Raw genomic sequence first — 20,904 nt, forward strand, 5'->3', positions numbered from 1 at the left:
CGGCTTGGAAACCTATCCTCACATGCCGGTCGACGTCGGCAGCGGCTTGGCCGGAGCCGGGGTGGAGGCCGAGGACAGCGACGTCGGCGCATGGGCGGTCGGGACCGGCAACGGCGCCGGCTTCGACAGCGGGCGCGGCGTCGACACCGGTGTCACCGGATTGGCAGTTGCCGGGTTGGCCGACATCGCCGGTGCCGCAGAGCCCGACTGGCCCGACGGCGTCGCCAGCGTGGGCGGATCCTCGTAGATGTCGGGATGGACGCGCACCACGCCGGCGGTGTCGACCGAGGCGTTCCAGTAGACGAAGCGCACGGGGATGGCGTTCGGCAGCCGGATCGTCTTGGTCTCCCCGGTGTCGAGCTGCTGGCCGATGCCGGCCGGCGTCATCTTCGCGGCACCCAGCAGCGTCTCTGCCATCATCCGGGCATCCTCCAGCCGCACGCAGCCGGAGCTGGCGGCGCGCAGGTCGCGGCTGAACAGGCGCGGGTCGTTGGTGCCATGCAGGAAGATGCCGTCGCCGTTGGTCAGGTTGAAGCGGAAGCGGCCCAGCGCGTTGTCGTCGCCCGGCCTCTGGACGATGCGCACGCGGCCGGGATCGACCGACCACCAGTTGACCGACTGGGTGTTGGCGACCTCCGACCCGTCCAGATAGACGGCGGCGTTCTTGATGCCGGTGGTGCCCTTCTTGCGCAAGGCCGGCAGCTTGTCCTCGCTCAGCACCGTCGGCGGCACGGTCCAGGTCGGGTTGATGGTGACGCTGGTCACCTTGTCCTGGAGCAGCGGCGTCTTGCGCGACGGCCGGCCGACCACCGCCCGCATGGTGAAGGTCGGGCGGCCATGCTCGATCAGGGTGACGGACTGGCCGGGCAGGTTGACCAGGATGGTGGTGTCGGGGATGGAGGCCTGCTGCGCCCGCATCGCCGCGGCGGCGCGGCGCAGAAGCGCCACGGTCTGCGCCGGGGTGCGGTCCATCGCCTGACGGGTCACCTCGCCGACCTTGCCGTCGGGCTGCAGCCCCTCGGCGAGCTGGAAGGCGCGCACGGCGGTCTCGACATCGTCGTTGAAGCTGTCGGTCCACTTGTCGGCGGACAGGAAGCCCATCTCGATCAGGCGGCGCGACACCTTGCCGACGCGGTCGGCCAGCGGCGAGCGCACGGTGATGACCACCGGCGGCGCCGGCTCCACCGGTTCCAGGCCGGGCAGGGTGGGGGCCTGCGCCTGCTGCACGTCGGCAGGGGGCACGTCCATCGCCGGGGCGACGCTCTCGACCATGCCGCCGTCACCCTTCTTGACGACGGCGCCGTAGCCGATGCGGGTGACCTGTGCCTTGGGCGCGTTCTGCACCTCCAGGGCACGCTGTTCCAGCGCCGCGGCCCAGCCGGCAACCAGCGGCGGCTTGGCGGCGTGCACGGCCTCCTTCGCCGCCGCGGCAAGCGCCGGACCGCTCAGGACGATGCCGACCAGCCCGCCGACCATGCAGAGGGCGGCGGAACGGCGGGAGATCGGGCGACGGATGTCATGCATGGCGACGGGACCGGAACGTGAACGGAAAGGATCGAACGCTGCAACCTTCGACAAGCCTCCCGTGAATCGCAAGCGACATTTGGTGACGACAGCCCTGCTGTTCACACTGTTGCTCCCTTGCATCGCCGCTTCACCCGTCAAGAGATGTTGCCGTTACACGCGCTCATCCACCGGTTGGACGCCGTGGCGACCGATTTATTCCGAACCTTCACAGGAGGTAACGCCGCGAAGTCGGACATGGAGCCGGGGGCGTGGCCGTATGTGTCATTTGACGTAGATACCGCCTTTCGCATGCGCGGTAGCTTTTCCTTCGACGATGTGGCGAAGCCCCGGAGCAACCGGGGCGCCAAAGGAAGGGGGCAACTTCATGCGGACCAAGCAACTGACGTCGAGCTTCGGGATCAGCGCGCTGGCCGGTCTGGCCATGGGTGCGATGGCATCCTTCGCGATGCCCGCCCAGGCGGCGGACGACACCATCAAGGTGGGCATCCTGCACTCCCTGTCCGGCACGATGGCGATCAGCGAGACGACGCTCAAGGACGTCATGCTGATGCTGATCGACGAGCAGAACAAGAAGGGCGGCCTGCTGGGCAAGAAGCTGGAGCCGGTGGTGGTCGATCCCGCCTCCAACTGGCCGCTGTTCGCCGAAAAGGCGCGCGAGCTGATCAGCAAGGACAAGGTGTCGGCCGTGTTCGGCTGCTGGACCTCGGTCAGCCGCAAGTCGGTTCTGCCGGTGTTCGAGGAGCTGAACAACATCCTCTTCTACCCGGTCCAGTATGAGGGCGAGGAGTCCTCGCGCAACGTCTTCTACACCGGCGCCGCCCCGAACCAGCAGGCGATCCCGGCCGTCGACTATCTGATGTCGAAGGAGAAGGTCCAGCGCTGGGTGCTGGCCGGCACCGACTACGTCTATCCGCGCACGACCAACAAGATCCTCGAAGCCTACCTGAAGAGCAAGGGCGTCAAGCCCGAAGACATCATGATCAACTACACGCCGTTCGGTCATTCCGACTGGCAGTCGATCGTGGCGGACATCAAGAAGTTCGGGTCGGCCGGCAAGAAGACCGCGGTGGTATCCACCATCAACGGCGATGCCAACGTTCCCTTCTACAAGGAACTGGGCAACCAGGGCGTCAAGGCGCAGGACATCCCGGTCGTCGCCTTCTCCGTCGGCGAGGAAGAGCTGGCCGGCATCGACACCAAGCCGCTGCTGGGCCATCTGGCCGCGTGGAACTACTTCCAGTCGGTCGAGACCCCGGCCAACACCGACTTCATCAAGGCCTGGAAGGCCTACACCAAGAACGACAAACGCGTCACCAACGACCCGATGGAAGCCCACTACATCGGCTTCAACATGTGGGTGAAGGCGGTCGAGGCGGCCGGCACCACCGAGCAGGACAAGGTCATCGACGCCATGGTCGGCGTGGCCGTGCCCAACCTGACCGGCGGCTATTCGGCGATGCTGCCGAACCACCACATCACCAAGCCGGTGCTGATCGGCGAAGTGCAGGAGAACGGCCAGTTCGACGTCGTCTCCAAGACTTCGGGCCTCGTCCCGGGCGACGAGTGGTCGGACTATCTGCCGGACAGCAAGGATCTCATCGCCGATTGGCGCAAGCCGATGTCCTGCGGCAACTTCAACGTGAAGACCGGCAAGTGCGGCGGCAAGGGGTCGTGAGGGCCGCGTTCCCTCTCTGACCTGCCCTTTCTGAGCTTGAGTGGTTGCGACGCTTGCCCTTTCCCCTTTCCCGCCGGGCGGGGGAGGGGAGAGGGCAAGCGTTTCGCGTTTCCAGCCCCCCGCACCGCTCCTCCCGCACCGCCCCTGGATCGCCCCTGCACCGAAGGACTCCCGATGCGACGCGCTCTCCGCTGGCTGATGGCCGTCTGTGTGGTGGTCGCCACATCGACCGCCGCTTACGCCGCCGATCCCCGAGCAACTGATCTGCGCCCGCTCGTCCAGGCCCTGGGCAGCGGCGGCTATTCCGGAACCGAAAAGGCCCTGACGCAACTGTCGGAGGCCGGCGACCCGGCCGCCGTGCCGGTGATCGAGGCGCTCCAGGCCGGCGATCTCTATGTGCGCAAGGCCGACGGCACCGTCGTCGTCGCCCGCAAGGCCGGCGATGCCTTCACCCTGACCGACCCGCTGACCCGCGCCGCGCTCGGCGATGCGCCGGCCGCCGCGGTCGAGAAGATCCGCATCAACAATTCGCTCCGCCGCGCCATCAGCGCCTCTCTCGGTGCGCTCACCCTGATGAGCCCCGATGCCGGCGTCCGCCGCTCCGCCGCCGACGCGGTGTTCAAGAGCCGCGACGCCTCCGCGCTGGAGACGCTCGGCGCCGCCATCGCCAAGGAGCAGGACAAGGGCGTGCGCGCCGCCATGGAGCAGGCGCGCGCCGCCATCCTGCTGACCGGCGAGGCCGCGTCGAAGATGACCGACGCCGAAATCCAGTCGGCGACCGACACGCTGACCGCGCGCGGCGACCGCGACGCGCTGGTGCTGCTGAACATGGTCGCCGGTTCCGGCGCGTCCGACATCACCAAGAAGTCGGCCGCCGCCGCCGTCTCCACCCTGGAACAGAAGCTGGCCTTCTGGGCCGCGCTGCAAAATCTCTGGTACGGGCTGTCGCTGGGGTCGGTGCTGCTGCTGGCCGCCATCGGGCTGGCCGTCACCTTCGGCGTGATGGGCGTCATCAACATGGCCCATGGCGAGATGGTGATGATCGGCGCCTACACCACCTTCCTAGTGCAGGAGTTCTTCCGCGCCCATGCCCCCGGCCTGTTCGACCTGTCGATCCTAGTGGCGCTGCCCGCCGCCTTCCTCGTGTCGGGCGGTGTCGGCATCGTCATCGAGCGCAGCGTGATCCGCTGGCTCTACGGCCGTCCGCTGGAAACGCTGCTCGCCACCTGGGGCCTGTCGCTGGCGCTCCAGCAGGCGGTCCGCTCCATCTTCGGCCCGACCAACCGCGAGGTGGGCGCACCCAGCTGGATGTCCGGCGCCTTCGAGCTGGGCGGCCTGACCATCACCTACGGCCGGCTGTGGATCGTCATCTTCGCCTTCACCGTCTTCGCGGCCCTGCTGGTGGCGCTGAAGCGCACCTGGTTCGGCCTGTCGATCCGCGCGGTGACGCAGAACCGGCCGATGGCCAACGCCATGGGCATCCGCACCGCGCGGGTCGATGCGCTGACCTTCGGCCTCGGCTCCGGCATCGCCGGGCTGGCCGGGGTGGCGCTGAGCCAGATCGACAATGTCAGCCCGAACCTCGGCCAGGGCTACATCCTCGACAGCTTCATGGTCGTGGTGTTCGGCGGGGTGGGCAACCTGTGGGGCACGCTGGTCGGCGCGCTGACGCTGGGGACCATGAACAAGTTCCTCGAACCCTATGCCGGTGCGGTGCTGGGCAAGATCCTGGTGCTGATCTTCATCATCCTGTTCATCCAACGGCGTCCGCGCGGCCTGTTCGCGCTGAAGGGCCGCGCGGTGGAGGCCTGATCCGATGCTGCTGCGCTTTTTCCTGATGGGGCTGGACCGCAAGGCCGGGATCGTGCTGACCATCCTCGCCATCCTGGCGGTCGCCGTCCCGGCAATGACGCTGTGGGTCCCGGCGGACTCGCCCTTCCACCTGTCGATCTTCACCGTCTCGCTGTTGGGCAAATACCTGTGCTTCGCGCTGCTGGCGCTGGCGCTGGACCTCGTCTGGGGCTATTGCGGCATCCTGTCGCTCGGCCATGCCGCCTTCTTCGCGCTCGGCGGCTACGCCATGGGCATGTACCTGATGCGGCAGATCGGCCCGCGCGGCGTCTACGGCAACCCGGTCCTGCCGGACTTCATGGTCTTCCTGAACTGGAAGGAGCTGCCCTGGTACTGGTTGGGCTTCGACCATTTCTGGTTCGCCGCCATCATGGTGCTGGTGGTTCCGGGTGCGCTGGCCTTCGCCTTCGGCTGGTTCGCCTTCCGCAGCCGCGTCACCGGCGTCTACCTGTCGATCATCACCCAGGCGCTGACCTTCGCCCTGCTGCTGGCCTTCTTCCGCAACGACATGGGCTTCGGCGGCAACAACGGCCTGACCGACTTCAAGGACATCCTCGGCTACGACATCCAGGCCGACACCACCCGCGTTGCGCTGTTCGTGGCGACGGTGGCGGCGCTGGCGCTCTCCTACATGATCGCGTCCGGCGTCATCGGCTCGAAGCTGGGCAAGGTGCTGGTGGCGCTGCGCGACGCCGAGAGCCGCGTCCGCTTCATGGGCTACGACACCGAGAGCTACAAGCTGTTCGCCTGGACCCTGTCGGCCTGCATGGCCGGCGTGGCCGGCGCCCTCTACGTCCCGCAGGTCGGCATCATCAACCCGTCGGAGTTCGCCCCGGCCAGCTCGATCGAGGCGGTGATCTGGGTCGCCGTCGGCGGGCGCGGCACGCTGGCCGGCGCCATCCTGGGTGCTGTTCTTGTCAACATGGGCAAGAGCTATTTCACCGGCGCCCTGCCGGAGCTGTGGCTGTTCGCCCTTGGCGGCCTGTTCGTGGCGGTGACCCTGTTCCTGCCCAAGGGTCTGCTCGGGCTGGGCGCGCAATTGAAGGCGAAGCTGCCGGGCCGCAAGTCCTCCCCTCTCCCCACCGCCCAAACCGCGAACCAAGCCACTGGCCAGACCGCTGGCCAGAAGGGAGCCTGACCCATGAGCGCGGAATCGACCCTTCTCTATCTCGACGGCGTGTCGGTCAGCTTCGACGGCTTCAAGGCGCTGAAAGGCCTGTCGCTGGTGATGATGCCCGGCGAGATGCGGGCGATCATCGGCCCCAACGGCGCCGGCAAGACGACGATGATGGACGTCATCACCGGCAAGACCCGTCCCGACACCGGCACCATCCTGTTCGAGGGCGACACCGACCTGACCCGCCTGCGCGAGGCGGCCATCGCCAACCTCGGCATCGGTCGCAAGTTCCAGCGCCCCACCGTCTTCGAGCCGCACACGGTGTGGGACAATCTGGAACTGGCGCTGAAGGCGCCGCGCCGGCCGCTGAAGACGCTGACCTACGCCATCAGCCGCGACGACCGTGCCCGCATCGAGGAGATCCTCGACATCACCCGCCTGTCGGCCCTGCGCAGCCGGCAGGCCGGCAGCCTGTCGCACGGGCAGAAGCAGTGGCTGGAGATCGGCATGCTGCTGGCCCAGGATCCCAAGCTTCTGCTGGTCGACGAGCCGGTCGCCGGCATGACCGACGCCGAGACCGAACAAACCGCCGAGCTGCTGTGCAGCATCGCCGGCAAGCATTCGGTGATCGTGGTGGAGCATGACATGAGCTTCGTCCGCGCGCTCGGCGTCAAGGTGACGGTGCTGGCCGAGGGCTCGGTCCTGGCCGAAGGCTCGCTGGACGCGGTCAGCGCCAACCAACAGGTCATCGACACCTATCTCGGCCGCTGACGGGAGACCCCAGCATGTTGGACGTTCGTTCCCTCGATCTGCATTACGGCGCCGCCCAGGCTCTGCGCAGCGTTTCCATGAAGGCCGAAATCGGCAAGGTCACCTGTCTGGTCGGGCGCAACGGCGTCGGCAAGTCCAGCCTGCTGCGCGCCATCGTCGGGCTGAAGCCGGTGTCGGGCGGCTCCATCGGCTGGGATGGCGCCGACGTGACGAAGATGGCGCCGGCCGACCGGGCGCGACGCGGCATTGCCTATGTGCCGCAGGGGCGTGAGATCTTCCCGCTGCTGACGGTGCGTGAAAACCTGCTGACCGGCTACGCCCCGCTGCCGCGCGCCCAGCGCTCGATTCCCGACGAGGTGTTCGAGCTGTTCCCGGTGCTGAAATCCATGCTGGAGCGCCGCGGCGGCGACCTGTCGGGCGGCCAGCAGCAGCAGCTCGCCATCGGTCGCGCCCTGGTGACCCGTCCGCGCCTGCTGGTGCTGGACGAGCCGACCGAGGGCATCCAGCCGTCGATCATCAAGGACATCGGCCGCGCCATCTCCTACCTGCGCGACAAGGGCACCATGGCGATCCTGCTGGTCGAGCAGTATTTCGACTTCGCCCGCGACCTTGCCGACGACTGGGTGGTGATGGAGCGCGGCGAGGTGATGCTGTCCGGTCCGCGCAGCGGCCTGGACGAGCAGGAGGTCCGCAAATACCTGACGGTATAACCCCGATGGCATGGCGTTCCGGCCGGTGACGGGCGGAATATCCGCGGCCCCGTTGCGTCCTTGATCCATCGGGCCTGCCGTCCGGCGGGCCTGTTTCGGGAGGAACTGCGCAATGAAGTCCGCACTCCGTATCGCCGCTGCCGCCATTGGCCTGGGGGCTGTCCTGTCCGGCGCCCCCGCTTTTGCTCAGGACAAGGAACCGGCCATGACGGGCAAGACCGCGATGGGCCCTGTCCTGACCGACGCGAAGGGCATGACGCTCTATGTCTTCGACAAGGACGGTGCCGGCAAGTCCGCCTGCAACGGGCCTTGTGCGACCAACTGGCCGCCGCTGATGGCTCCCGCCTCCGCCAAGCCGATGGGCAAATACAGTGTCGTCACCCGCGACGACGGAAGCCGGCAGTGGGCCTACAACGGCAAGCCGCTCTACAGTTGGGCCAAGGATGCGAAGCCCGGCGACACCACCGGCGACGGCGTGAACAACGTCTGGCACGTGGCGAAGCCCTAACGCTCCATTCCTCGGCGGCGCCATGGCACTGCCGCCCAGCGCCATGGCGCCGCCTTTGCAGGAGTATACTTATCCGGTCGAGGTAATGCGCAAACGCCGACTTCGCAGGCGGCGCTCTTTAACAGTCGTTAAGGATCGAAACCGCATGATGGCTTCAACGTCATCTTGCTCATGGAGCAGCGGGCCATGTCGATCTACAACGCCACCTCGTTCGAAGCCGTTCCCGTCACCGAACCGAAGGTCCGCAAGATGCGCGGCCTGCCGCGCCTCGCGGTGTGGGCGGTGATGATCGGCACGCCGTGGCTGCTGATCGTGGAAGCGGTGCGCCTGATCTTCTGAAGGTCAACCTCCAGGCCCGGCGCACCGTCCTTTCAGGCCATTATTGGGCAGGCCGTTATTGGGCCGGTGCCACCCAGGGCTCCAGCGCGCCGATCTTCTTGGCCCGCTTCTCGTCCGCCGACAGTTTGAAATTATGCCCGAAGGGCGCGCTCTCGAACGAGCCGTAACCGGGATTGGCCAGCATCAGCCAGTCGCGCCCGAAATGCTCCTTCGCCGCCTCGAACGCCTTCAGTCGGTCGGCCTCGCTGCCGTTGTAGGCATCGCTGAAGTCGCCGAAATTGTCGCCGAACAGCAGGACGATCCGGTAATCCTTGGCGATGTAGGCGCGCCGCGTCCCCTTCGCCGAGCCCCAGTCCGGTTTTTCCTTTGACATCAGGAAGGTATCGACATTGCCGCCCATCGGGAAGCCCAGCGCCTGCGCGTTGCGGCGGGTCGGCTCTTCCTGGTCGGCGTTGCGGTTGGTGACGTAGAACACCTTCACGCCCTTCGATTCGGCATACTGGGTGAACTCGACCGCCCCCGGCACCGCCGTCGCCTTCTCCGCCTTCACCCAGGCATCCCACGTCTTGGGCGAAAATTCGCCGTTGCTGGTGACCAGCCCGGCTTGATAGGCGGAGTTGTCCATCGCCGTCTCGTCCAGGTCCAGCACCACCGCCGGCGGCAGATCCTGGTAGTTGCCGGTCTGCTCGGTCGCCGCGGTCCAGGTCTTTTCGGCCAGCGCCTTGTCCAGCTGCATCCGGCCCAGCGCATAGACCGCCAGCGAGTTCGCCTTGTATTCGACCGACCGCTGCATCCACAGCTCGGCGTTCAGCAGATCGCTTTGCGGCACCGGGCCTTGGGGAGCCGGATCGGCCGCCAGGGCGGGGCCGGCCAGAAGGGAAAGGGCAACCGCACCGGACAGCAGCGACCAGCGCCCGGAACAGGCGGAATTGCGCATCGACTCATCCATCCATCAAGTGTCATGGAACTGTCATCGAAGCACAGATTCGGGTGCTTGGCGACGGTCCCGTGACGCTTGCGTCACGGTAATCGGTTACGCTTGCGTCACGGTAATCGGCGGCGGGTCTTCAGGCCGGCTGGGGGATGGCGCTTTCCGGCATCGGGGTCAGCGCCGGGATCGCTTCCACCCGTTCCAGCCAGCGCCGCACCGCCGGATAGGGGGCGAGCGGGATGTGCCCTTCGGGAGCGCGGGCGACATAGGCATAGCAGGCGATGTCGGCGATGGTCGGCCGCTCCGCCGCCAGCCAGTCGCGATCGCTCAGATGGCTGTCCATGAAGCGCAGCAGGCGTTCCGCGACCCTCTGCGCGTCGGCCAGCGTCCCAGGCCCGCCCCACAGGGTCAGGATGCGCGCCAGCGCCGGTCCGAAGCGCAGGTCTCCGGCGGCGACCGACAGCCAGCGCTGCACCTGCGCCGCCTGGTCCGGCGCCTTCGGGTTCCACAGGCCGGAAGCGTCGTAGCGGTCGGCGAGATAGACGAGAATGGCGACCGAGTCCGGCAGGACGAGATCGCCGTCGACCAGCACCGGGATTTGTCCGAAGGGGTTCAGGGCGAGGAAGGCATCCGACCGGCGAACCTCGGCGTTTGCTTCGACATAGCGATAGGGCAGGCCAAGGATGTTCAGGAAGGCTTCGACCCGGTGGGCATGCCCCGACAGCGGCGTGCCGTAGAGCGTAATGGCGGGATCGGTGCTGGTGCCCATGGCAAGGCCTCCTTCTCTGTGGATCGCGGATGCCCACAGCCAACCACTTGCGCCGCTCCGCAGGAATGGGTTTTGATGAAAAGGGACTCTTTCAGGAATTGGAAGAATTGTGGACCGGCTGGATGAACTGACGATCTTCGTCGCGATCCTGGAGACCGGCAGTCTGGCTGGGGCGGCCAAGCGGCTGCGGCGGTCGGCGCCCGCCGTCACCCGCGCGCTGTCGGGGCTGGAGGAGCGGCTGGGTGTGCGGCTGATCGAGCGGACCACCCGCAATCTCGCCCCCACCGATGCCGGCCGGCGGCTGGCCGAGCAGGCCCGCCGGCTGCTGGCCGATTATGACGAGGCGCTGGCCGCCACCGGTACCGACCGGCCGATGCGCGGGCGGCTGCGCGTCACCGCACCGGTGATGTTCGGGCGCAAGCATGTGACGCCTCTGGTCCTCGACTTCATGCGGGAGTTTCCGGACATCCGCGTCGAGCTGACGCTGTCCGACGGCAACCTCGACCTGATCGAGGAGGAGCTGGACGTGGCGATCCGCATTGGCCCGCTGCCCGATTCCGGCCTCGTCGCCCGGCGGGTGGGGCAGGTCGGGCGCTTTCTGGTCGCCAGCCCCGGCTATCTGGCGCGGCGCGGCACGCCGTCGATGCCGGAGGATCTGTCCGGCCACGACATCATCCTGACGACGGCCCGGCCCGGTCCGCCGGACTGGCGCTTTCTGATCGACGGGCGGGAGCGGGTGCTGCGGGTGACGCCGAAGCTGGCGGTCAGCCACATCGAGCCGGCGTTGCTTGCCGCCCGCGACGGGCACGGCATCGCCCGTCCGCTGTCCTATCAGGCGGCGGACGATCTCGCCGCCGGCACGCTGGTGCGCCTGATGCCGCACGCCGAGCCGGAGCCGCTGCCGGTCCATGTCGTGGTGCCGACCGCAAGGCTGATGCCCGGCCGGGTGCGTGCCTTCCTCGACCATGCGGTGCAGGGCCTGTCGGCTCTGGAGGTGCTGCGCAGCTGATCCGCAGCCACGTCAGGGGTCACATGGTCAGGAATCGCATGGTCAGGGATCGCGGGCGACGCGGATGCCGTAGGCGGCATAGCCGCTCTCCGCCGCGTCCACCCGGCGCACGGCGGAGCGGACATAGCGCGGGTTGCTGTGCCATGACCCGCCGCGCATCGTCCGCTGCGAACAGCTCTCTCCGGACCGGCCGTCCGATGCGCAGTCCTCCACCCACTGCCAGACATTGCCCAGCATGTCGTAAAGGCCGAAGCCGTTGGCGCGGTAGCTGCCGACCGGCGAGGTGAACAGGGCGCCGTCGCGGCAGTTCGCCACCTCCCAGTCGGTGAAGCGGTCCTTGGCCGTCAGGTCGGCGACGTTCGCCGCATCGCAGCCCCTGGCCGGATCGTCACCCCACCAGCGTGCGGTCCGGGTGCTGGCGCGGGCCGCATATTCCCACTCCGTCTCCGTCAGCAGGCGATAGCGCTTGCCGGTCCGGCGGCTGAGCCAGTCCACATAGGCCTTGGCGTCGTACCAGCTCACACAGACCGCCGGGTCGTTGTTCGTCTGCGCGAACCCTGGCCGGCGCCAGGAGAAATGCCAGCGCGGCAACAGCTCCGTCTCTCCGGCATAGCCGCGGCAGACCGTCCGTGGCCGATAGCCGCTGTCCTGGATGAAGCTGGCATATTCGCCGCGGGTGACCGGATATTTGCCGACGGCGATGGGATGCTGGACCGACGCGGGGGTTTGCGGCGGCTCGTCGGGAAAGCGTTCCGTCTCCGTCGCCGGAGAGCCCTGGAGGTAGCTGCCGGCCGGGATGGTGACCAGGACGGGGGCGTCTGGATGGTCCCAGACCTCACGTGCCGGGCTGCCTGCCTGCCAGACATGGTAGGTCGCCAGCCTTTCGGTCCGCCAGGCGGTCAGATCGTCGGGCTCCACCCGGCGCCAGGCGGCCAGGGCCGTCAGCATCAGGATGAGGGCGACGACTGCACCGACGGAGCCGGGCAGGGTGACGGTCATGGCGGGGATGTCTTTTGCTGAGGTGCCGGTGCGGATCATGGAGCCATTTCCCCGCAGCCCGCCGCATCCGGCAACCGCGCGTCCGTGTCCCGGTCGGGGCACTTCCAGCCGCTACCCCAACCGGGCTTCAACGGGTACTGGGGCACCACAGCCGGAGGTTTGCCCCTTTGCGGTATGGCGCAAGCGGTAAGCATCGAAGACGGTGCCCTGCTGTTGGTGCGGGCAGACGTTCAACGGAGCGTTGATGCCACAGGAGAAACACATGGCTGCCTATCCCGCGGACCTCACGCGCGCGCTGTTCGTTACCGGCCTGCGCAACGCCCATGCGGTGGAACAGCAGGCTCTGGCCCTGATGGACCGCCAGCTCGACCGTTCTGGTGAATTATCCCGAGGTCTCCGACCATTTGCGCATGCACCGTGGCGAGACCGAAGGCCAGATCACCCGCATCGAGCAGATCCTGGACCAGCTTCAGGAAACCCATTCCGGGCTGAAGGACACCGCCCTGTCGATCATGGGCAATCTGGCCGCACTCGGCCACAGCTTCGCCGAGGACGAGATCCTCAAAAACTCCTTCGCCAACTACGCCTTCGAGAATTTCGAGGTGGCGAGCTACCGGTCGCTGCTGACAGTGGCGGAGGCCGGCAACTTCGCCTTCGCCACGCCGCTGCTGCAGACTTCGCTGCGCGAAGAGGAGGCGATGGCCTCCTGGGTGCTCGAAAATGTGCCGACGCTGACGCTGAAGTACCTGTCGCTGAAGGCCAGCGACCGGACCGCCGGCCGCTGACGCCCGTTCCGCGTTGATGATGGCCGGGGCCGTCAGGTTTTCCCCGGCCATCGCGCTGCTGCAATGCAGCATTCCCGTCGCGTGCGGATTTTGAACGGTGACGAGTTCGGGGGGCTTTGCCGTAAGAAACTTGGCGGGGTTTCAAAACGGATGGTTTGCCCGTGCTTCGATCGGTCTCTCTCTGCCTGTTCATCGCCGCGGTCGGCGGTCTTGCGGGCTGCACCTCCGACTATTCTCCCAACACCTACGCCTCCAGCGCGGTCCAGCAGGCCAACAAGGTCGAGCCGGGCATCGTCGTCGGCTTCCGTCAGGTGGCGATCAGCGCCAACGGCACCGTCGGCGCCGTCAGCGGCGGTGCGGCCGGCGGCATCCTGGGCGCGCAGGTCGGGACGGGCGGCATGAACGCCGCGCTCGGCACGGTCGGCGGCACGGCGATCGGCGGCCTGCTGGGCACGGCGATGGAACACATCGCCGGCGACACCAACGGCTGGGAATACATCGTCCGCAAGTCGAACGGCGAATTGCTGTCGCTGACCCAGAAGGAGCCGCAGCCGCTGCCCATCGGGCAGAAGGTGCTGGTCATCACCGGCAGCCAGGCCCGCATCGTCCCCGACTATTCCACCCCCGCCGACCCCGAGCCTGCGAAGGCCGATTCGGCGAAGTCCGAGGCCGCCAAGGCCGAGCCGGCCAAAACTGAAACGCCCCGGCCCGAAACCCCGAAGTCGGACATCAAGGCGGTGCCGCTCGCTCCGCCTGCCGAGCCCGCCCCGGCAGCCGCTCCCGCCGAGCAGTCCGCCACCAGCCCGGCGCAGCCTTCCAGCGGCGGTGGGCCGGTCCGCCTGACCGCCCCCACCGACAATCCCCCCACCAGCCCGGTCCCCACCGTTCCCACGGCGGGGGCGGAACCCGCAGCGGCGGCTCCCGCCTCGTCGCCTGCCTCTCCCTCGGCTCCGGTGGAGACCAAGCCGGCCGAGTAGCACCATACTTGTCCGAATGGACGGGATGGCGCACAGTTCGATGGTCCAACCAAGATCACCGACAGAGGCCCCATGTCCGCCGTCGACCGTTCCGCCGCCGCTCCCGTTCCCGCGATGACGAAGGAGGAGCTGGAGGATTCTGATCCGCGAGGGGGTTCCGCTGGTCGGAAACTTCGGCGTCGTCGTCGAAAGCCTGGGGGCCGGCACGATCCGCCTGCGCCTGCCCTACAAGGACGATTTCGTCCGTCCCGGCGGCACCGTCACCGGCCCGGCGATGTTCGGGCTGGCCGACGTGGCGCTCTACGGTGCGGTGCTGAGCCTGATCGGCCGGGTTGAGCTGGCAGTCACCACCAGCATGACCATCAACTTCCTGCGCCGTCCGCCGCCCGTCGCCATCGTCGCCGAAGCGCGCGTCCTGAAGCTGGGCAAGCGGCTGGCCTATGGCGAGATCCTGCTGTTCTCCGAAGGCGATCCGGAGCCGGTCGCCCATGTCACCGGAACCTACTCGATCCCGCCGCATGACCCTGTCACCGTTGCGGTATCTCATTACCGTACCGATGAAGCCTCATAAAAAGTCGTTTCAGATCAATGGGTTTGCCAGAGCGGTATCTTATTACCGCGATTGCAAATCATTGAAATGAAAGGATAATTTTTCCATTGACAGAGGCATGTTCCGGCCCGTAGAAAACCGTCCGCTTCGGCGCCCCGGTATCGGCGGCCAGCCGATCCGTATTCGAAGAAACGAGTGTGGCGATGAAGACCTTCAATCTGAAGCCGACCGAAATCGAGAAGAAGTGGTATGTCGTCGACGCCGACGGCCTCGTTCTCGGCCGGCTTGCCAGCATCCTGGCGAACATCCTGCGTGGCAAGAACAAGCCGACCTACACCCCCCACATGGATTGCGGCGACCACATCGTCGTGATCAATGCTGAGAAGGTGAAGCTGACCGGCAACAAGCGCGACGCCGACATCTTCTACTGGCACACCGGCTATCCGGGCGGGATCAAGGGCCGTTCCAAGGGCCAGATCCTGGACGGCAAGTATCCGGAGCGTGTGATCGAGAAGGCCGTGGAGCGCATGGTTCCGCGCGGTCCGCTCGGCCGCCAGCAGATGACCCACCTCAAGGTCTATAAGGGTGCCACGCATCCGCACGATGCGCAGCAGCCGGTCGCCCTCGACATCGGCGCCCTGAACCCGAAGAATAAGCGGAGCGCGTAAGCATGGCCCAGGTCACCACCACCCTCTCCGGCCTTAAGGAACTGACGGGCGCTGCCGCCACCGCGACCGTCTCCGAGGAGCTCGCCGCTCCGAAGCTGGACGCCCAGGGCCGCGCCTATGCCACCGGCAAGCGCAAGGACGCCGTCGCCCGCGTGTGGATCAAGCCGGGCTCCGGCAAGGTCACCGTGAACGGCCGCGACCAGTCGGTCTACTTCGCCCGCCCGGTGCTGCGCATGATGATCGCCCAGCCGTTCGGCGTGACCGAGCGTTCGGAGCAGTTCGACGTGGTCGCCACCGTTGCCGGCGGCGGTCTGTCGGGCCAGGCCGGTGCCGTCCGTCACGGCATCTCCAAGGCGCTGACCTACTTCGAGCCGGCCCTGCGCCCGCCGTTGAAGGCCGCCGGCTTCCTGACCCGCGACGCCCGTACGGTCGAGCGTAAGAAGTACGGCCGCGCCAAGGCCCGCCGCAGCTTCCAGTTCTCGAAGCGCTAATCCCTACACGGGCCTGCTGCTTTACGGTACAAGCGAGGGGCGCCCCGGAAGGGGCGCCCCTTTCTTTTTGCGCTGTCATCACGCTTTCGCTTATCCCGGATACAGATTCCACCCGTCTTCAGATCGTCTTCAGCGAAGGACATTGCCTCCATGGCCTCGACCAGCATTCTCGGCAGCACGTCCGGCGGTTCGAAAATCCGCGTCGGCATCCTGGGCGCTTCCGGCTACACCGGCGCCGAACTGGTGCGCATGCTGCTGCGCCACCCGAACGTGGAGATTGCCGCGCTGACCGCCGAACGACAGGCCGGCAAGCCGATGGCGGAGGTGTTCCCGCATCTGGGCGGCTATGGCCTGCCGGATCTGGTGAAGATCGAAGAGCTGAAGTGGGACAACCTCGACTTCATCTTCTGCGCCCTGCCGCACGGCACCACGCAGGAGGTGGTCGCCGGCCTGCCGAGCGGGCTGAAGGTGGTCGATCTGTCCGCCGATTTCCGCCTGACCGACCCGGCCGAATACGCCACCTGGTACGGGCATGAGCACCGCGCCGTCGACCTGCAGAAGGAGGTCGCCTACGGCCTGACCGAGTTCAACCGCCAGGGCGTGCGCAAGGCGCGGGTGGTGGCCAATCCGGGCTGCTACCCGACCTGCTCGCTGCTGCCGCTGCTGCCGCTGCTGCTGGAGAACCAGATCGAGCCGGGCGGCATCGTCATCGACGCCAAGTCCGGCGTGTCGGGCGCCGGCCGCGACGCCAAGCAGGCCAACCTGTTCACCGAGGTGTCGGAAGGCTTCAACGCCTATGGCGTCGGCCATCACCGCCACATGCCGGAGATCGAGCAGGAGCTGCGGCTGGCCGCCGGCCGTCCGGTCACCGTCTCCTTCACCCCGCATCTGGTGCCGATGAACCGCGGCATGATGGCGACCATCTATGTCCGCATGGCCGACGGCGTCACCGCCGACGATCTGCGGGCGACGCTGGCCGCCCGCTATGCCGACGAGCCCTTCGTCGGCGTGACCCCGGCCGGCGTGGTGCCGGCGACGCGCCATGTCCGGGCCTCCAACCACAACCTGATCGGTGTTGTCGCCGACCGCGCCCCGCGCAGTGCCATCATCGTGTCGGTGATCGACAATCTGGTGAAGGGCGCGTCGGGTCAGGCGATCCAGAACATGAACGTCATGATGGGGCTGGGCGAGACGACCGGCATCGATCAGGCGCCGCTTTTCCCGTAATCGGCTACCGCGAAAGGATAGGTGGGGGGCTGTGACAGCGTTGTGGCCCCCTGTCCGCACTGTTGCACAGAGGCACCAATCGGGATTTGCTTTGGCCTGTCAATGCGAAATCAGGTGGTGCCTTAAGCCTTACGGTGCTTCAATCCGGCCCGTCATGCACGACTTCGGTACGACCTGATGACTGGCCTTGTCCGCGCCTACAACGGCATCCTGCCCACCATCGACCCGACCGCGTTCATCGCGGAAACGGCGGCGGTGATCGGCGACGTCGTGATCGGGGCGAACAGCAGCATCTGGTACGGCTGCACCGTGCGTGGAGACGTCAACGAGATCCGAATCGGCGCTCGCACCAACATTCAGGACGGCACCGTGATCCACGTGGCCTCCGAAGGGCAGGGCACCTACATCGGCGACGACATCACCGTCGGCCACATGGCGTTGCTGCACGCCTGCACGCTGGAAGACGGCTGCTTCATCGGCATGAAGGCCTGCATCCTGGATGGGGCCTATGTCGAGTCGCGGGCGATGGTCGCGGCCGGTGCTCTGGTGACGCCCGGAAAGCGGGTTACGTCCGGATTTTTGTGGGCCGGCAGCCCTGCTAGACCGGTTCGCGAGCTTACGGAAAAGGATCTCGCGGTTTTTCCTGTGCTCAGCCACCGTTATACGGATTTGGCAGAATCATACCGGAAAAGCTGCTATGGAAGTGGAGCATAGGTCAAGGTACAGGTACGGTTCGGCCGAACGGCTGAGGTGTCGGAACATCGCCGCACACCACATGTTGGGAAGGTCGCTGCCGCGCTTGCACGTGGGCCGTTGCTTCGATTGATACGTTCATCCCCCGCAGGCACTCTGATGGGGAAGGGTTCTGGAAGGGAGTGAAGACAATGAAGACTATTGTTCGCGCGGGTCTGGCTGCCATCCCGGCCGCCATCGTCGCTTTCGGTCTGTCGGCGGCCGCCAATGCCCAGGACGCGAGCCTGGTCGGCAAGGGCACCCAGTGGTGCAACCCGGTCATCGGCTGGACCGGTCAGGTGTCGGAAGGCGTCGCCGCCCGCACCGCTGACGGCGGCTACGTCATCCATCAGGGCAGCTATCCGTGCCCGCCGGCCGCTGCCGCTCCGGCTCCGGCCGCCGTTGCCGCGGTCCAGAGCGAATATCTGGTGTTCTTCGACTGGGATAAGTCGAACATCACCCCGGCCGCCGATCGCGTGATCGGTGACGCGGTGTCGGCCATCCTGAAGAACGGTGGCGCCAAGATCCACGTCGTCGGCCACACCGACACCTCGGGTTCGCCGGCCTACAACCAGAAGCTGTCGGTCCGTCGCGCCGACGCGGTCAAGAAGGCCCTGGTCGCCAAGGGCATCCAGGCTGCCAACATCACGACCGAAGGCAAGGGCGAGAGCCAGCTGCTGGTCCAGACCGGTCCGAACGTCCGCGAGCCGTCCAACCGTCGTGCGCAGATCCTGCCGCGCCTGCTGAACGCTCCGTCGTCCTAAGGACGGTTGGCAGGGGGCCGCTCCGGGGGTTTCGGAACGGCCTTCCCGCCTGCGGGAGAAACCGCAAGAAAAAGGCCGCGCCGGGCTTCCCGGTCGCGGCCTTTTTCTTTTTCAGCTGCGAGCGCCGTCTGCGCCTCAGCCCGCGGTCTGCGCCGGATCCTGTTCCGGTTCGCCGGCGACCAGCCGCAGGGGCACCACGCCCGCCCACACCGGATGGGCCATATCCTCCGGATCGTCGGACGGCGGGCCGGAGCGCCGCTTGGCCGATGCCTCGGCAATCGGGAAGGCCAGAACGCTGGTCGCCTTCAGTTCCTGCGCGTTGGGCGCCCGCACCTTGGCGCTGCGGCCGGGCTCGATCTTCTCCATCAGCACATCGAGGGCGGCACGCTTCTCCGTCTCCTCCGACACCAGCCGCGGCCGGCCGAACAGCATGACCGAGCGGTAGTTGACGGAGTGATGGAAGGCCGAGCGCGCCAGCACCCAGCCATCGATCAGCGACAGCGTGATGCAGGCCTCGCCCCCCTCCTGCAGCCGGCGGATCATCCGGCTGGACGAGGCGCCATGGATCATCAGCTCGTCGCCCACCCGCCAGGGAACCGTCGGGATCACCATGGGGGAGGGGGACCCATGGCCCTTGATGGCATCGTCGACGAAGCCGACGTGGCAGATCGGCGCCTCGTCGATGATGGCGTGGATCTGGGCGACCTCATGGCTGCCGCGGTCGCCCAGACGCACCGGGCGGGTGCGCGGAGTCTGTGCCAGAGCGGCGGAGGAAACGGCGGCGGCGGCGGAATCGTTGAGGGCGGAATCGGCGGGAAGGCTGGTCATTGTCGTGCTCAAGGCCGGACTGTTGCGGTGATGCAGAATGGCCGGCAAAATGGTCCCTTTGAAAGGTCCGGAATGTCGATTCCATAGGGGCCAATTCCAGAGACCGCTTTGCTTGACCCTTGCGAGGATCGCCATGGCCCGCTCGGCACGTCCGGTTCTGTCCAGCCTGGGGCCGGTGGCGCTCGACCGGGATGGGGCGGAGCCGCTCCACCGCCAGCTCTACCGCGCGCTGCGTCAGGCGGTGCTGGACGGCCGTCTGCGCCCGGGCGAGCGCCTGCCGCCCAGCCGGGCGCTCGCCACCGAATGGGCGCTGTCGCGCAACACGGTGGTCACCGCCTATGACACGCTGCTGGCGGAGGGGTATGTCACCAGCCGGGTCGGCGCCGGCACCTTCGTCGCCGCCTCCCTGCCCGATGCGGCACCCGGCGGTGCCGCCGGCCGCGATGAGGCGCGCCGGGGCGTCGGGCTGTCCGCCCGCGGCCGGGCGCTGGCGGAGGCGCCGTCCATCGCCCGCGACCGGGTGGGGCGGCCCTTTGCGCTCGGCACGCCGGACCTGGAGGCCTTTCCATTCGCCCTGTGGGCGCAATTGATCGGCCGCTGCTGGCGCCATGGCGGGCGGGCGCTGGCGACGGAGCCGGACCCGTTGGGCTACGGCCCCTTGCGGGCGGAGATCGCCGCCTATCTGCGGGCGGTCCGCGCCGTGCGTTGCGAGCCGGAGCAGGTCGTCATCGTCTCCGGCGCGCAGCAGGGGCTGGCGCTGATGGCGCAGCTGCTGCTCGACCCCGGCGACGCGGCCTGGGTCGAGGAGCCGGGCTGGCCCGGCAACCGCGCAGCATTGCTGGGCGCCGGGGCGCGGCTGGTGCCGGTGCCGGTGGACGGGGAGGGCATCGACGTCGCCGCCGGCATGGCCCGCGGGGCGGATGCCCGGCTGGCGCTGGTCACCCCGTCCCACCAGTTCCCGCTGGGCGTGACGATGAGCCTGGCCCGCCGCCTGCGCCTGCTGGATTGGGCGGCGGCGCGCGACGCTTGGATCGTGGAGGACGATTACGACAGCGAGTTCCGCTATGCCGGCCCGCCGCTGGCCGCTCTCCAGGGGCTGGATGGCGCCGGCCGGGTGATCTATGTCGGCAGCTTCAGCAAGGTGATGTTCCCGGCGCTGCGGCTCGGCTATGTCGTCGTGCCGCCCGATCTGGTGGAGCCGGTGCGCGCCGCGCGCCGCCATTTCGACGGCGGGACCAGCGTGGTGCCGCAGGCAGCATTGCACCGCTTCCTGGCCGACGGCCATTTTGCCTCGCATCTGCGGGCAATGCGTTCGCTTTACGCCGCCAAGCGCACTGCCATCCTGGCATCGATAGAGACTGCCTTCGCCGGCTTTGCCACGGCCGAGGCGGGCGAGGCCGGCATGCATGTCCTGCTCCGCCTGCCGCCGGACTGCCCCGACCATGTCCTGGCCGGGCGCGCCGCCCGCATCGGCCTGACCACGCCATGCCTGTCCGGCTATTACCGCGCTGATGCCGAGACCGCTGACGCGGTCACCGGCAACGGCTTCCTTCTCGGCTTCGCCGCCCACGACCCGGCGGCACTCGACCGCGCTGTGCGCGATCTGGCGCGGCTGGCGGTCGACATGCCGAACGGCTGACGCGACCTCGCCATTTGCTCCGCCGCCGGTCACGACG

The 20,904-nt window shown here is 67.6% G+C and carries 22 protein-coding genes; 17 read left to right on the forward strand and 5 right to left on the reverse strand.

Translation table 11 applies throughout. From position 1 onward, the window contains the following. Positions 1-18 precede the first annotated feature (18 nt). A complete protein-coding gene (locus ACWPN8_RS22925; RefSeq protein WP_109446482.1) occupies positions 19-1,524 on the reverse strand; it encodes a L,D-transpeptidase family protein in 1,506 nt (501 codons plus the stop codon). Positions 1,525-1,891: 367 nt separating this feature from the next. On the opposite strand from ACWPN8_RS22925, the gene urtA reads away from it, so the two are divergent. The 7 genes from urtA (at position 1,892) to ACWPN8_RS22960 (ending at position 8,498) form a co-directional block, all read left to right on the forward strand. After that, positions 1,892-3,202 carry an urea ABC transporter substrate-binding protein gene (gene urtA, locus ACWPN8_RS22930; RefSeq protein ID WP_109446484.1) on the forward strand — a complete coding sequence of 437 codons (1,311 nt, stop codon included), beginning with the start codon at positions 1,892-1,894 and terminating at the stop codon, positions 3,200-3,202. A 174-nt stretch (positions 3,203-3,376) separates the two neighbouring features. Beyond that, a complete protein-coding gene (gene urtB, locus ACWPN8_RS22935; RefSeq protein ID WP_109446486.1) occupies positions 3,377-5,014 on the forward strand; it encodes an urea ABC transporter permease subunit UrtB in 1,638 nt (545 codons plus the stop codon). Between the two features lie 4 nt (positions 5,015-5,018). Next, positions 5,019-6,191: an urea ABC transporter permease subunit UrtC gene (gene urtC / locus ACWPN8_RS22940; RefSeq protein ID WP_492242416.1), complete on the forward strand. Its 1,173-nt coding sequence runs from the start codon at positions 5,019-5,021 to the stop codon at positions 6,189-6,191. A gap of 3 nt (positions 6,192-6,194) precedes the next feature. Further along, complete coding sequence (urtD, locus tag ACWPN8_RS22945) at positions 6,195-6,941, forward strand: urea ABC transporter ATP-binding protein UrtD (RefSeq protein WP_109446490.1); 747 nt, start codon at positions 6,195-6,197, stop codon at positions 6,939-6,941. A gap of 14 nt (positions 6,942-6,955) precedes the next feature. Further along, complete coding sequence (gene urtE / locus ACWPN8_RS22950) at positions 6,956-7,651, forward strand: urea ABC transporter ATP-binding subunit UrtE (protein WP_109048892.1); 696 nt, start codon at positions 6,956-6,958, stop codon at positions 7,649-7,651. Positions 7,652-7,763: 112 nt separating this feature from the next. Next, positions 7,764-8,159: a COG4315 family predicted lipoprotein gene (locus tag ACWPN8_RS22955; protein ID WP_109048893.1), complete on the forward strand. Its 396-nt coding sequence runs from the start codon at positions 7,764-7,766 to the stop codon at positions 8,157-8,159. 186 nt (positions 8,160-8,345) lie between these two features. Continuing rightward, the gene (locus tag ACWPN8_RS22960; RefSeq protein WP_492242417.1) at positions 8,346-8,498 is read left to right on the forward strand and encodes a hypothetical protein; all 153 of its coding nucleotides are present in this window, start codon (positions 8,346-8,348) and stop codon (positions 8,496-8,498) included. Between the two features lie 55 nt (positions 8,499-8,553). Here ACWPN8_RS22960 and ACWPN8_RS22965 read toward each other — a convergent pair whose 3' ends face one another. Further along, positions 8,554-9,447, reverse strand: a complete 894-nt coding sequence (locus ACWPN8_RS22965) for a 5'-nucleotidase, lipoprotein e(P4) family (RefSeq protein ID WP_492242418.1) — start codon at positions 9,445-9,447, stop codon at positions 8,554-8,556. A gap of 118 nt (positions 9,448-9,565) precedes the next feature. Then, the gene (locus ACWPN8_RS22970) at positions 9,566-10,198 is read right to left on the reverse strand and encodes a glutathione S-transferase family protein (protein WP_492242419.1); all 633 of its coding nucleotides are present in this window, start codon (positions 10,196-10,198) and stop codon (positions 9,566-9,568) included. 109 nt (positions 10,199-10,307) lie between these two features. Between ACWPN8_RS22970 and ACWPN8_RS22975 the strand changes: the two genes are divergently transcribed. Next, positions 10,308-11,207 (forward strand): LysR family transcriptional regulator, encoded by a 900-nt coding sequence (locus tag ACWPN8_RS22975; protein WP_098737142.1) that lies wholly within the window; start codon positions 10,308-10,310, stop codon positions 11,205-11,207. A gap of 42 nt (positions 11,208-11,249) precedes the next feature. Here the strand turns inward: ACWPN8_RS22975 and ACWPN8_RS22980 are convergent, their stop codons facing one another. Beyond that, positions 11,250-12,245: a formylglycine-generating enzyme family protein gene (locus tag ACWPN8_RS22980; protein WP_247872980.1), complete on the reverse strand. Its 996-nt coding sequence runs from the start codon at positions 12,243-12,245 to the stop codon at positions 11,250-11,252. Positions 12,246-12,583: 338 nt separating this feature from the next. Between ACWPN8_RS22980 and ACWPN8_RS22985 the strand changes: the two genes are divergently transcribed. The 8 genes from ACWPN8_RS22985 to ACWPN8_RS23020 all read left to right on the forward strand — a co-directional run bounded on the left by ACWPN8_RS22985 (position 12,584) and on the right by ACWPN8_RS23020 (position 18,400). Continuing rightward, complete coding sequence (locus ACWPN8_RS22985; RefSeq protein ID WP_492242420.1) at positions 12,584-12,991, forward strand: DUF892 family protein; 408 nt, start codon at positions 12,584-12,586, stop codon at positions 12,989-12,991. Positions 12,992-13,152: 161 nt separating this feature from the next. Continuing rightward, positions 13,153-13,968, forward strand: a complete 816-nt coding sequence (locus tag ACWPN8_RS22990) for an outer membrane lipoprotein (RefSeq protein WP_492242421.1) — start codon at positions 13,153-13,155, stop codon at positions 13,966-13,968. Between the two features lie 220 nt (positions 13,969-14,188). Then, the gene (locus ACWPN8_RS22995; RefSeq protein ID WP_492242673.1) at positions 14,189-14,539 is read left to right on the forward strand and encodes a PaaI family thioesterase; all 351 of its coding nucleotides are present in this window, start codon (positions 14,189-14,191) and stop codon (positions 14,537-14,539) included. A 182-nt stretch (positions 14,540-14,721) separates the two neighbouring features. Continuing rightward, positions 14,722-15,186: a 50S ribosomal protein L13 gene (gene rplM, locus ACWPN8_RS23000; RefSeq protein ID WP_109447441.1), complete on the forward strand. Its 465-nt coding sequence runs from the start codon at positions 14,722-14,724 to the stop codon at positions 15,184-15,186. Between the two features lie 2 nt (positions 15,187-15,188). Further along, on the forward strand, positions 15,189-15,677 hold the full coding sequence (rpsI, locus tag ACWPN8_RS23005) for a 30S ribosomal protein S9 (protein WP_098737139.1): 489 nt from the start codon (positions 15,189-15,191) through the stop codon (positions 15,675-15,677). A 150-nt stretch (positions 15,678-15,827) separates the two neighbouring features. Continuing rightward, positions 15,828-16,904 carry an N-acetyl-gamma-glutamyl-phosphate reductase gene (gene argC, locus ACWPN8_RS23010; protein WP_492242422.1) on the forward strand — a complete coding sequence of 359 codons (1,077 nt, stop codon included), beginning with the start codon at positions 15,828-15,830 and terminating at the stop codon, positions 16,902-16,904. 177 nt (positions 16,905-17,081) lie between these two features. After that, a complete protein-coding gene (locus ACWPN8_RS23015) occupies positions 17,082-17,618 on the forward strand; it encodes a gamma carbonic anhydrase family protein (RefSeq protein ID WP_492242423.1) in 537 nt (178 codons plus the stop codon). A 170-nt stretch (positions 17,619-17,788) separates the two neighbouring features. Next, positions 17,789-18,400, forward strand: coding sequence for an OmpA family protein (locus ACWPN8_RS23020; protein ID WP_109447445.1), 612 nt, complete (start codon positions 17,789-17,791; stop codon positions 18,398-18,400). Between the two features lie 135 nt (positions 18,401-18,535). On the opposite strand, the gene ACWPN8_RS23025 is transcribed toward ACWPN8_RS23020, so the two are convergent. Beyond that, complete coding sequence (locus ACWPN8_RS23025; protein ID WP_492242424.1) at positions 18,536-19,228, reverse strand: pyridoxamine 5'-phosphate oxidase family protein; 693 nt, start codon at positions 19,226-19,228, stop codon at positions 18,536-18,538. A 133-nt stretch (positions 19,229-19,361) separates the two neighbouring features. On the opposite strand from ACWPN8_RS23025, the gene pdxR reads away from it, so the two are divergent. Further along, positions 19,362-20,867 (forward strand): MocR-like pyridoxine biosynthesis transcription factor PdxR, encoded by a 1,506-nt coding sequence (pdxR, locus tag ACWPN8_RS23030; protein WP_492242425.1) that lies wholly within the window; start codon positions 19,362-19,364, stop codon positions 20,865-20,867. The last annotated feature ends 37 nt before the right edge of the window (positions 20,868-20,904 follow it).

The sequence above is a fragment of the Azospirillum sp. UENF 112521 genome (assembly GCF_058780665.1).

Coding starts and splice junctions, on each gene's coding strand:
- ACWPN8_RS22925 (WP_109446482.1), bottom strand. CDS start 1,524: ATGCATGACATCCGTCGCCCGATCTCCCGCCGTTCCGCCGCCCTCTGC.
- urtA (WP_109446484.1), top strand. CDS start 1,892: ATGCGGACCAAGCAACTGACGTCGAGCTTCGGGATCAGCGCGCTGGCC.
- urtB (WP_109446486.1), top strand. CDS start 3,377: ATGCGACGCGCTCTCCGCTGGCTGATGGCCGTCTGTGTGGTGGTCGCC.
- urtC (WP_492242416.1), top strand. CDS start 5,019: ATGCTGCTGCGCTTTTTCCTGATGGGGCTGGACCGCAAGGCCGGGATC.
- urtD (WP_109446490.1), top strand. CDS start 6,195: ATGAGCGCGGAATCGACCCTTCTCTATCTCGACGGCGTGTCGGTCAGC.
- urtE (WP_109048892.1), top strand. CDS start 6,956: ATGTTGGACGTTCGTTCCCTCGATCTGCATTACGGCGCCGCCCAGGCT.
- ACWPN8_RS22955 (WP_109048893.1), top strand. CDS start 7,764: ATGAAGTCCGCACTCCGTATCGCCGCTGCCGCCATTGGCCTGGGGGCT.
- ACWPN8_RS22960 (WP_492242417.1), top strand. CDS start 8,346: ATGTCGATCTACAACGCCACCTCGTTCGAAGCCGTTCCCGTCACCGAA.
- ACWPN8_RS22965 (WP_492242418.1), bottom strand. CDS start 9,447: ATGGATGAGTCGATGCGCAATTCCGCCTGTTCCGGGCGCTGGTCGCTG.
- ACWPN8_RS22970 (WP_492242419.1), bottom strand. CDS start 10,198: ATGGGCACCAGCACCGATCCCGCCATTACGCTCTACGGCACGCCGCTG.
- ACWPN8_RS22980 (WP_247872980.1), bottom strand. CDS start 12,245: ATGATCCGCACCGGCACCTCAGCAAAAGACATCCCCGCCATGACCGTC.
- rplM (WP_109447441.1), top strand. CDS start 14,722: ATGAAGACCTTCAATCTGAAGCCGACCGAAATCGAGAAGAAGTGGTAT.
- rpsI (WP_098737139.1), top strand. CDS start 15,189: ATGGCCCAGGTCACCACCACCCTCTCCGGCCTTAAGGAACTGACGGGC.
- argC (WP_492242422.1), top strand. CDS start 15,828: ATGGCCTCGACCAGCATTCTCGGCAGCACGTCCGGCGGTTCGAAAATC.
- ACWPN8_RS23015 (WP_492242423.1), top strand. CDS start 17,082: ATGACTGGCCTTGTCCGCGCCTACAACGGCATCCTGCCCACCATCGAC.
- ACWPN8_RS23020 (WP_109447445.1), top strand. CDS start 17,789: ATGAAGACTATTGTTCGCGCGGGTCTGGCTGCCATCCCGGCCGCCATC.
- ACWPN8_RS23025 (WP_492242424.1), bottom strand. CDS start 19,228: ATGACCAGCCTTCCCGCCGATTCCGCCCTCAACGATTCCGCCGCCGCC.
- pdxR (WP_492242425.1), top strand. CDS start 19,362: ATGGCCCGCTCGGCACGTCCGGTTCTGTCCAGCCTGGGGCCGGTGGCG.